Consider the following 9,070-nt stretch of genomic DNA (forward strand, 5'->3'; position numbering starts at 1 on the left):
ACTCACAGGAGGAGACCCACATGCAGTACTACCTGCTCAACGTCATGCAGCCCGGCTGGGACGAGGTGCCCGGCCCCGAGGTGCTGGCCGAGATCGGCAAGCGGCTCGACGCCTTTCACCAGGAGCTCCGCGAGGCCGGGGCCTGGGTCTTCGCCGGGGGACTGCACAGCCCCGACTCCTCGACCGTGCTGCGGCCCCGCGGCGGCGACGTGCTGATCACCGACGGGCCCTACGCCGAGGGCAAGGAACAGCTCGGCGGTCTGTGCATCGTCAAGGCACCCGACCTGGACGCGGCCCTGGAGTGGGGGCGCAAGGCGGCCCTGGCCACCACCCTGCCCATCGAGGTGCGCCCCTTCCAGCACGAGTCCGAGGACTGATGACCCCGGACGTCGAGGGCGTCTTCCGCGAGGAGTACGGCCGCGCGGTCGCCGTCCTCGTCCGCCTCCTCGGCGACATCGACCTCGCCGAGGAAGCGGTCCAGGACGCCTTCACCACGGCCGTACGGCGCTGGCCGGAGACCGGTGTGCCGCCCAGCCCGGCCGGCTGGATCATCACCACCGCCCGCAACCGCGCGATCGACCGGCTGCGCCGCGAGTCCACCAGGCGGACCCGCCAGGCCGAGGCCGCCCTGCTTCACGCCCCCGACGCACCGTCCGAGGAGGGCCCCGTGCGCGACGAACGGCTCCGCCTCGTCTTCACCTGCTGCCACCCCGCGCTCGCCCCCCAGGCCCGGGTCGCCCTCACCCTGCGGCTGCTCGGCGGCCTCACCACCGCGCAGATCGCCCGCGCCTTCCTGGTCCCCGAGCCGACGATGGCCCAGCGCCTCGTCCGCGCCAAGGCCAAGATCCGCGACGCCCGCATCCCCTACCGCGTCCCCCGCGACGCCGACCTCCCCGACCGGATCGAGGCAGTGCTCGCCGTCGTCTACCTCATCTTCAACGAGGGCTACGGCGGCACCCCCGAACTGTGCGCCGAGGCCGTACGCCTGGGCCGTCTGCTGACCGAGCTCATGCCGGACGAACCCGAGGTAACCGGGCTCCTCGCCCTGATGCTGCTCATCGAGTCCCGCCGGGCCACCCGCACCGACGACAACGGCGCACTCGTGCCGCTGTCGGAGCAGGACCCGGGCCGCTGGGACCGCGCGTTCATCGCCGAGGGACAGTCGCTCGTACGGCGGTGTCTGCGCCGGAACCAGCCGGGGCCGTACCAGATCCAGGCCGCCATCCAGGCCGTCCACAGCGACGCGCCCACCGACTGGGACCAGGTCCGGCGCCTGTACGACCAGCTCATGGCCGTGGCGCCGAGCCCTGTCGTGGCCCTGAACCGCGCGGTCGCCGTGGCGGAGACAGACGGCCCCGCCCCGGCCCTCGCCTTGGTGGATCCGCTGGACCTCGACGGCTACCACGTCCTGCACGCCGTCCGGGCCGACCTGCTGCGCCGCCTCGGACGCGACAAGGAAGCCGCGGACGCCTACGCCAAGGCCGCGGAACTCACCGAGAACCCGGCGGAGCGCGCCTACCTCGAACACCGTCGCCACTGCTTGTGACTCTCCTCACGGAAAGTACGGGCGGCGGCTTGGAATGTGCCCGGACGGGAAAAGGTTGCAATATACATCTGAACGTCGAGACGAGGCCGTAAGGCCCGAGCACCCCAGTGAGGCATCCGTGAACCACCCCGGCCCCGAGCAGCCCGCCGACGTCGTCGCCCGACTGCGCGCCACCTTCCGCAGCGGCCGTACCAAGCCCGTCGAGTGGCGTACGACGCAGCTGCGCCGGCTGCGCGAGATGCTCACGGAGAAGGGCACGGAGCTGGCCGCCGCCCTCCACGCCGACCTGGGCAAGAGCTCCACCGAGGCCTTCCGCACCGAGATCGACTTCACGATCCGCGAGATCGACCACACCCTGGACCACCTCGCCGACTGGCTGCGCCCCGAGTCCGCCCCGGTCCCGGCCCACCTCGGCGCCGACGCGAGCGCCCGGACGCAGTACGACCCGCTCGGCGTCGTCCTCGTCATCGCGCCCTGGAACTACCCGGCCCAGTTGCTGCTCGCCCCGGTGGTCGGCGCCCTCGCCGCCGGCAACGCGGTGGTCGCCAAGCCCAGCGAGCTCGCCCCGGCCACCTCCGCCGCCGTGGCCCGGCTGCTTCCCGCCTACCTGGACACGGACGCCGTCGCCGTCGTCGAGGGCGGCATCCCGGAGACCACGGCCCTGCTGGCCGAGCGCTTCGACCACATCTTCTACACCGGCAACGGCACGGTCGGCCGTGTCGTCCTGCGCGCCGCCGCCGAGCACCTCACCCCGGTCACCCTCGAACTGGGCGGCAAGTCCCCGGCGTTCGTCGACCGCGACGCCGACCTCACCGTCGTCGCCGAGCGCCTGGCCCGCGGCAAGTTCCTCAACGCCGGGCAGACCTGCGTCGCCCCCGACTACGTCCTGACCGACCCGGAGACGGCGGCCGCCCTGGAACCGCTGCTCGCGAGCGCCGTCGAGAAGCTGTACGGCAGCGACCCCGCCGACTCCGGCGAGTACGGCCGCATCATCAACGAACGGCACTTCGACCGGCTCACCGGACTGCTGGACTCGGGCCGCACGGTCGTCGGCGGCACGAGCGACCGCACGAGCAAGTACATCGCGCCCACCGTCCTCGCCGACGTGGACCCCGGCTCCCCGGTGATGGGGGAGGAGATCTTCGGCCCGATCCTGCCGATCGTCACCGTCCCCGGCCTCGGCGCCGCCATCGACTTCATCAACGACCGGGACAAGCCCCTCGCGCTGTACGTCTTCACCGACTCCGACACGACCCGGCGCCGCATCGCCGACGAGACCTCCTCCGGAGGCCTCGGCTACGGCCTGCCCCTCGCCCATCTCACCGTCTCCGACCTGCCGTTCGGCGGGGTCGGCGAGAGCGGCATGGGCAACTACCACGGCCGCTACTCCATCGAGACCTTCAGCCACCGCAAGGCGATCCTGGAGAAGCCGCTCGGTTAGTCGCGGGTCGCCGGTCGCGGGTCGCGGTGCGGCAAGGCCCGGCAGGCCCCCAACTCCTGCTGGGCCATCCGCGCGAGTTCCGCCCTGGAGCGCCCGAACCCGATGCTCAACGGTCACCAGGCGTGGCTGGACGGGCTGATCCCCGCCGCTTCCGGCAAGCTCGGTGCCTGAACAGACATCCGTACCCCGCAGGGAGTTGACGTCATGACCGACAAGCTCACCGTGAGCGTCCTGGGCACCGGCATCATGGGTGCCGCGATGGCCCGCAACCTCGCCCGCGCCGGACACACCGTCCGCGCCTGGAACCGCAGCGCGAGCAAGGCACAGCCGCTCGCCGCTGACGGTGTCGAGATCGCCGGCAGCCCCGCCGAGGCCGTGCGCGGCGCCGATGCCGTCCTGACCATGCTGTACGACGGCCCCGCGGCCCTGGACGTCATGCGTCAGGCCGCCGAAGGGCTCCGCCCGGGCACCGCCTGGGTGCAGTCGACCACCGTCGGCACCGAGGCGATCGCCGACCTGGCCGCCTTCGCCCGCGAGCACCGACTGGTCTTCTTCGACGCGCCCGTCCTGGGCACCCGCCAGCCCGCCGAGGCCGGTCAGCTGCTGGTCCTCGCGGCCGGACCGGTCGACGGCCGCGGCGCCGTCACCCCCGTCTTCGACGCGGTCGGCGCCCGCACGGTGTGGACCGGCGAGGACGGTGCCGAGGGCAGCGCGACCCGGCTCAAGCTGGTCGCCAACAGCTGGGTGCTCGCGGTGACCAACGCGGCCGGCGAGGTCCTCGCCCTCGCGAAGGCCCTCGGCGTGGACCCGCAGGGCTTCTTCGACGCCATCGACGGCGGCCCCCTCGACATGGGCTATCTGCGGGCCAAGACGGGCATGGTCCTGGACGGCCGGTTGTCACCGGCCCAGTTCGCGGTCTCCACCGCCGCCAAGGACGCCCGTCTGATCGTCGAGGCCGGTCAGCGGGGCGGAGTCCGCCTGGACGTGGCCGCCGCGAGCGCCGAGCGGTTCGAACGTGCCGCCGCCCAGGGGCACGGTGACGAGGACATGGCCGCCGCCTACTATGCGAGCTTCGACGAGAACGCCTGAACCCGGGGATCCCGAGGAGGAGCCCTTCGTGTCCAAGCCCCCGCTGCCGCAAGAGGCCGTCGAACTGCTGCGCCGCCCCAACCCCTGCGTGATGGCGACCCTTCGCTCCGACGGCACGCCGGTGTCGGCCGCCACCTGGTATCTCTGGGAGGACGGCCGTGTCCTGATCAACCTGGACGAGGGCCGGGTCCGGCTGAAGCACCTGCGCCGCGACCCCCGCGTCACCCTCACCGTCCTGGACGGCGACAACTGGTACACGCACATCACGCTCATCGGCCGCGTGACCGAGACGTACGAGGACAAGGACCTCGCCGACATCGACCGCCTCTCCACGCACTACGGCGGCCGTCCCTACCCGAACCGGGTCCGGGGCCGCGTCAGCGCCTGGATCGAGGTCGAGCGCTGGCACGGCTGGGGCGAGATGAAGGACAGCGACCAGGCTTCCGGGTGAGGACAGGACCCGGGCGAGGCTGCGACCGCACCCTCGCCCGCCCGTCAATGGTGGAGCCCAGGGCCGCCTGGTGTCAGACGCCGCTGCTCAGCGGGTGGCTGAAGCCCTGGCCGGAGATGAGGCGGGCGCCCTCGGCGAGCTCCGTGACGAAGCGCTCGACGGCCTCGTAGGGGAAGCGGTGGCTGGGGCCGCTCAGGGAGAGGGAGGCCACGACCTCGCCGGAGCGGCCGGTGACGGGCACCGCCACGGCGGTCAGCCCCTCGTCCCACTCGCTGCTGCTGACGGCGTAACCGCGCTCTGCCGCCTCCGCGACCCACGCCCGCAGCCGCTCGACCTGTGCCTCGCCCTGCGGTGAGGCGACGGCGACCCGGTGCAGGAACGCCTCGGAGGCGTCCCGCAGCAGGATCTTCGAGGAGGCGCCCGCCCACAGCGGCTGCTCGTCGCCGACGTCGACGACATGGCGCAGCGGGTGCGGACTCTCCTCGTGGGCGACGCAGATGCGGTGGACGCCCCGGGCGACGAACAGATTGACGGTCTCGCCCAGCCGGTCCGCCAGATCCCGCATCACCTTCCGGGTCTCCTGCGGCACCTCCCACTGGCTGCGCGCGAGATAGGCCCAGCGCCACAGCGCGGGCCCGGCGGTGTACCCGGACGGGTGCGAGCCCAGCAGACCGGTCTCCTCCAGGGTCTGCACCAGACGCAGCGCGGTCGTCTTGGCGAGCCCCGTCGATTCGGTGATCTCCCGCAGGGTGATCACCGGCCGGTCCTCGGTGAGCAGGGCCAGGATGTCGAAGGCCCGCCGCACACTGCGCACCCCGCCCGCGTGCTGGTCGGCGTCGCCCTCTGCCCGCCGCTGTCCGTCGCTCACCCGCTGCCTCCCCGTGTGTTCGGCCCTCGTCCGGTGCCGCTCCCGACCGTAGTCCGCTGTGCGGACCAAGGAAACCGCGACGCTGAAGAAGTCGCAGGTGGCTGCCGTCTCCGTCGACCACGGCCTTGTTCCAGGAGCCTAGGGCACCTACTCTGACCGCACAGTGGATCGAATGAACCATCTGGTGGTTTTCTGGAGTCCGACGGGAACGTGGTCCGGCCGGGAGCGAGTATGTGTGACACCTCGGGAGCGAACATGCGCAAGTCCATCGCCACCGTCTGCCTCAGCGGCACCCTCACCGGGAAACTGACGGCCGCCGCACAGGCCGGCTTCGACGGCGTCGAGATCTTCGAGAACGACCTCCTCGCGAGCCCCCTCGCCCCCGAGGAGATCGCCGCCCGCACGGCCGACCTGGGCCTGCGCATCCACCTCTACCAGCCGATGCGGGACATCGAGGCCGTCCCGGAGGAGATCTTCGCCCGCAATCTGCGGCGTGCCCGGCACAAGTTCGAGGTGATGCGCAGGCTCGGCGCCGACACCGTCCTCGTCTGCTCCAGCGTCGCCCCGCAGGCCGTGGACGACGACGACCTCGCGGCGGAGCAGTTGAGCCGCCTCGCCGACCTGGCCCGGGAGTCCGGCATCCGGGTCGCCTACGAGGCCCTGGCATGGGGACGGCACGTCAGCACGTACGACCACGCCTGGCGGATCGTCGAGGCCGCCGACCATCCGGCGCTCGGCACCTGCCTGGACAGCTTCCACATCCTGTCCCGGGGCTCGGACCCGAAGGGCATCGAGGACATCCCCGGCGAGAAGATCTTCTTCCTCCAGCTCGCCGACGCCCCGCTGATGGCCATGGACGTCCTCCAGTGGAGCCGTCACTACCGCTGCTTCCCCGGCCAGGGCGGATTCGACGTCGCCGGACTCCTGCGCCACGTCCTGAACGCCGGCTACGACGGACCGTTGTCCCTGGAGGTCTTCAACGACGTCTTCCGCCAAGCCGACGCGGGCCGCACGGCGCTAGACGGACTGCGCTCCCTGCTCGCCCTGGAGGAGAGCGCCGGAGTCTCCCCGCTCCCGGCCCGTGTGGTTCCCTCCGGCGTCGCCTTCGCCGAACTCGCCACCAGCGACCCCGAGCCCGTCGGCGAACTCCTCACGGCTCTCGGCTTCACCCGCACCGCCCGCCATCACGGCAAGCCGGTCGACCTCTGGGAGCAGGGCGAGGCCCGCGTCCTGGTCAACACGGGCACCGCGGGCCGCCGTACCGACACCGCCCTGGCGGCCGTAGGCCTGGAGACGGCGGATCCGGCGGCCTCCGCGCGGCGGGCGGAAGCCCTGCTCGCGCCCGCCCTGCCCAAGCGCCGCAGCGCACAGGACGTCCCCCTGGAGTCGATCGCGGCCCCGGACGGCACCGAAGTCCTGTTCTGTGCGACCGGCCGCCCCGAACTCCCCAGCTGGACGGACGACTTCGCGTACACAGCCGACAGCGGGCCCGCCGAGTTCGACGGTGTCGTCACCGCCATCGACCATCTCGCGCTCACCCAGCCCTGGCACCAGTTCGACGAGTCGGTCCTCTTCCACCGCACGGTGCTGGGCCTCAGTCCGCACGACACCGTCGAACTCGCCGACCCCTACGGCCTGTTCCGCAGCCGTGCCCTGTCGGCCTCCTCGGACGGGCCCCGGGTGGTCCTCAACCTCGCGCCCGCGCCGCAGGAGGACGGTGAGACACGGGCCCGGCACGTGGCGTTCGCCGTCGACGACATCGTCGCCGCGGTCCGTCGCTTCCGGGTGGCCGGAGCTGGGCTGCTGCACATCCCGGCGAACTACTACGACGACCTGGAGGCGCGATTCGAGTTCGCCGAGGGGGAGTTGGAGACGTATCGCGAGCTCGGCATCCTCTACGACCGCGACGAGCGGGGCGGCGAGTTCCGGCACTGCTACACCGAGACGGTCGGCCGTGTCTTCTTCGAGTTCGTCCAGCGCTCCGGCGGCTACGCCGGGTTCGGTGCGGCCAACGCGCCCATCCGGCTGGCCGCGCAGCGGAGGTAGGAGTGCGGAAAACGCGTACGTCGGCGGGCCAAAGTTGTGTCATCATCCGCCGATGACTTCTGAAACGATCACCGCGGACGCGGCAGGCACCTGGACACTCGGCGATCTCACCGTCAACCGCATCGGCTTCGGCGCGATGCGGCTGACCGGCAGCGCGGCTTTCCATTTCGGCACCCCGAGCGACCGGAAGCGGTCCATCGCCGTGCTGCGCAGGGCGATGGAGCTGGGCGTGAACCACATCGACACCGCGGCCTTCTACTTCTCCTCGCTGCGCTCCTCCAACGAGATCATCAACAGCGCGCTGTCCCCCTACCCCGACGACCTCGTCATCGCGGCGAAGGTCGGGCCCTTCCGGGACTACACCGGCGAGTGGGGTACCTCGGCCCGACCGGAGGACCTGCGCGGCCACGTCGAGGAGAACCTCCGCCAGCTCGGCCGTGACCACCTCGACCTGGTGTACCTGCGCCGCATGCGCCAGGACTCGATCGCCGAGCACTTCGGGGCCCTCGCCGAACTGCGCGAGGCGGGCCTGATCCGGCACCTCGGCGTCTCGAACGTCGAGCCCCGCCATCTCGCCGAGGCGCAGGCGATCGCGCCGGTGGTGTGCGTGCAGAACCGGTTCGGGATCGACTCCCGCAACCGGGTCACCGACGAGATGGTGCGGATCTGCGGCGAACAGGGCATCGCCTTCGTGCCGTTCTTCGCGATCGCCGGGGACGTCGGAGAAGAGGGCGCCACCACCGCCCACGACGAGGCGGTGCTCGCCGTCGCACGGGCGCACGGCGCGACCCCCGCACAGGTCCGGCTCGCCTGGACCCTCGCCCAGGGCCCGCACGTCCTCGCCATCCCCGGCACCGGCAACCCCGACCACCTCGCCGAGAACATCGCGGCGGGCGCCCTCCGGCTCGGTGACGAGGAACGGGACATGCTCGACTCACTGCACCACAAGGCCGGTTGAGCGGTCATACGACCCACACGCCGTCCTCCATGACATGCCGCCCACGCATCTCGTGCACGCCGTTGAGGGCCTGCACCGCGTGCGGGCGCACCTGGAAGAAGGCGTAGGCGGCGCTGTCCTCGCGCGGGTCCCAGCCCGTCTTCCCCCGGAAGACCTCGATCGCGGCGGCCGGCACGTCCGTCCCGGCGTACGTCCGCACCTCCCCGTCGATGAGCACGACATCCTGGGTGTCCCCGAACGCCAGCCTGGCGCGGCCGCCGTCGCGCAGATTGCGGCCCGTGGGGTTGGTGATCCGGGTGGACAGCCAGACGGACTCACCGTCCCAGGCGAACCACAGCGCGACCAGACAGGGCAACCCGTCGGAGTCCGCCGAGGCCACCCAGATGTCCGTCTCCCGCTCCAGACGGGCCAGTACGTCACGCTTGCGCTGTTCGGGGCGGCGGCTCTCGGTGATCGTCATGGCCGGGACGCTACCGGCCGCCTCGCCCCGACGCCTCGGTCCCGGGCCCTACTCCCGCGGACCGAGGCGCCGAAACCGCCGGCGCGGTCCCTGACGCGTCGCCGAGCCCCGGCCTCGTAGTCCTACCGTCCGCGGGTCGGAGACGCCGGAACGCTCGCGCGGTGCGGCAGGGACCCCGGCCCCGGGTGACCCGGCCCGCGCGGCCCCCTGC

At 72.1% G+C, this 9,070-nt stretch carries 9 protein-coding genes; 7 read left to right on the forward strand and 2 right to left on the reverse strand.

Annotated elements, in window-relative coordinates; genetic code table 11:
• Positions 1 to 20 precede the first annotated feature (20 nt).
• The 5 genes from ACFVYN_RS03770 (at position 21) to ACFVYN_RS03790 (ending at position 4,527) form a co-directional block, all read left to right on the forward strand.
• Complete coding sequence (locus ACFVYN_RS03770; RefSeq protein WP_389991972.1) at positions 21 to 377, forward strand: YciI family protein; 357 nt, start codon at positions 21 to 23, stop codon at positions 375 to 377.
• Positions 377 to 1,546 carry an RNA polymerase sigma factor gene (locus ACFVYN_RS03775; RefSeq protein WP_389991975.1) on the forward strand — a complete coding sequence of 390 codons (1,170 nt, stop codon included), beginning with the start codon at positions 377 to 379 and terminating at the stop codon, positions 1,544 to 1,546. The genes ACFVYN_RS03770 and ACFVYN_RS03775 overlap by 1 nt, the downstream gene beginning before the upstream one ends.
• A 118-nt stretch (positions 1,547 to 1,664) precedes the next feature.
• Entirely contained in the window at positions 1,665 to 2,987 is a 1,323-nt protein-coding gene (locus ACFVYN_RS03780; protein WP_389991978.1) for an aldehyde dehydrogenase family protein, read from the forward strand.
• Between the two features lie 204 nt (positions 2,988 to 3,191).
• Positions 3,192 to 4,076 carry an NAD(P)-dependent oxidoreductase gene (locus tag ACFVYN_RS03785; RefSeq protein WP_389991980.1) on the forward strand — a complete coding sequence of 295 codons (885 nt, stop codon included), beginning with the start codon at positions 3,192 to 3,194 and terminating at the stop codon, positions 4,074 to 4,076.
• 28 nt (positions 4,077 to 4,104) lie between these two features.
• The gene (locus ACFVYN_RS03790; RefSeq protein ID WP_389991982.1) at positions 4,105 to 4,527 is read left to right on the forward strand and encodes a PPOX class F420-dependent oxidoreductase; all 423 of its coding nucleotides are present in this window, start codon (positions 4,105 to 4,107) and stop codon (positions 4,525 to 4,527) included.
• A 73-nt stretch (positions 4,528 to 4,600) separates the two neighbouring features.
• On the opposite strand, the gene ACFVYN_RS03795 is transcribed toward ACFVYN_RS03790, so the two are convergent.
• Entirely contained in the window at positions 4,601 to 5,395 is a 795-nt protein-coding gene (locus ACFVYN_RS03795; RefSeq protein ID WP_389991984.1) for an IclR family transcriptional regulator, read from the reverse strand.
• 255 nt (positions 5,396 to 5,650) lie between these two features.
• Here ACFVYN_RS03795 and ACFVYN_RS03800 point away from each other — a divergent pair, with 255 nt between their 5' ends.
• Both ACFVYN_RS03800 and ACFVYN_RS03805 read left to right on the forward strand, forming a co-directional pair.
• Positions 5,651 to 7,441 (forward strand): bifunctional sugar phosphate isomerase/epimerase/4-hydroxyphenylpyruvate dioxygenase family protein, encoded by a 1,791-nt coding sequence (locus ACFVYN_RS03800; RefSeq protein ID WP_389991987.1) that lies wholly within the window; start codon positions 5,651 to 5,653, stop codon positions 7,439 to 7,441.
• 52 nt (positions 7,442 to 7,493) lie between these two features.
• Positions 7,494 to 8,399, forward strand: a complete 906-nt coding sequence (locus tag ACFVYN_RS03805) for an oxidoreductase (protein WP_389991989.1) — start codon at positions 7,494 to 7,496, stop codon at positions 8,397 to 8,399.
• 4 nt (positions 8,400 to 8,403) lie between these two features.
• Here the strand turns inward: ACFVYN_RS03805 and ACFVYN_RS03810 are convergent, their stop codons facing one another.
• Positions 8,404 to 8,859 carry a pyridoxamine 5'-phosphate oxidase family protein gene (locus tag ACFVYN_RS03810; RefSeq protein WP_389991992.1) on the reverse strand — a complete coding sequence of 152 codons (456 nt, stop codon included), beginning with the start codon at positions 8,857 to 8,859 and terminating at the stop codon, positions 8,404 to 8,406.
• Positions 8,860 to 9,070 lie beyond the last annotated feature (211 nt).

It is taken from the genome of Streptomyces sp. NPDC058307 (genome assembly GCF_042880295.1).
Classification (GTDB): domain Bacteria; phylum Actinomycetota; class Actinomycetes; order Streptomycetales; family Streptomycetaceae; genus Streptomyces.